The organism is Oleiphilus sp. HI0079 (genome assembly GCF_001635105.1).
Genome location: NZ_LWFT01000141.1, coordinates 1 through 1,039, shown reverse-complemented (window position 1 = coordinate 1,039; position 1,039 = coordinate 1). Strand labels below are relative to the sequence as shown.

2 protein-coding genes are annotated in these 1,039 nt (G+C 46.2%); one reads left to right on the top strand and one right to left on the bottom strand.

The genetic code is table 11. The annotated features are described in order from the left end of the window. Positions 1-491 (bottom strand): prepilin-type N-terminal cleavage/methylation domain-containing protein (locus tag A3750_RS02145; protein WP_082873168.1); only part of this gene is annotated, 491 nt, incomplete at its 3' end. Positions 492-809: 318 nt separating this feature from the next. Between A3750_RS02145 and A3750_RS26710 the strand changes: the two genes are divergently transcribed. Beyond that, on the top strand, positions 810-1,039 hold a 230-nt coding region (locus A3750_RS26710), incomplete at its 3' end, for a hypothetical protein (protein WP_231871676.1).

Sequence of the window (1,039 nt, the reverse complement as noted above, 5' to 3'; positions counted from 1 at the left end):
GAATCGTACGTCACATAACAGCCGTTGGCCGTCGGCGCGCCAGAGCCCCGAATATCATAACCGATGCGCGTATAGCGATTATTGACAACAAGGCTTAGGCCTCCGATTTCTCTAAAATCAATATGATCAGCCATTTCTAAAGCATCTGCTAACTCAGCCCTGCTTTCCGGACATAAATTTCGCCAATCCACCTCTGATCTTCCAGCCTCTGTCTCGACAATATATGACGCCTGACTGGGCGGATTTGCGGATGCCACGCTGAGACCTTGCACATATGCTTTACTGCGAACCACGCCGATTGTCGACAGCATAGCGCCCCTTATTCCCTCGAGAGTAGACACTCGAGATGTTTGCGTTAAGTCTGCAAACCGAGGCAGTGCAAACGCCGCCAAGACCCCAAGCAACACGATAACTAATACTAACTCAATCAAGGTAAAACCCGATTGCCCTACACACTTTCGGGGCAAACGATCTGAACTGACTAACCTCATAGAACCTACTTCAACCATGAACAGCGGATACTCGCTCTGAGCAAATAATAATGTCTTATATAGTCATAATAGCGGCGAAAACACCTTTGTACACCCTATCAGCCAAGCAAATCAAAGCACCAAGCGCACTTTTTTGCTCTAAAAATAATCGCCAAACTCACCCATCAAGAAAACGGCAAAAGCAGGACTGCCTCCTTCGTATTCAGCACGTAGTTGATAGGCCCACATTACTGGCTAACACCCTTATACCGACTATATTTAGAGTCTTTAGTAAAAATAATGTGAGTGCCGCAAGTAATGTTTTTAAAAGAATCGACAGTGACATATTGGTTATCGAAGCTAGCAAATGGAGAAGCTTCACCAGACAACGCCCCTTCTTGGCTAAGCCCTTTCATATCTGAAAACAAAAATAAGAATCTGCTTGTCATCGCTGACAGAACGGTCGATTCCGCGAGGACCGTATCACGCTTCGGGATCGAAGGACTGCAGTTAAATAGCAAACTGGATGACATGGTCTCTGAATCCGTTCAATTAGCCAGCGCGATCGA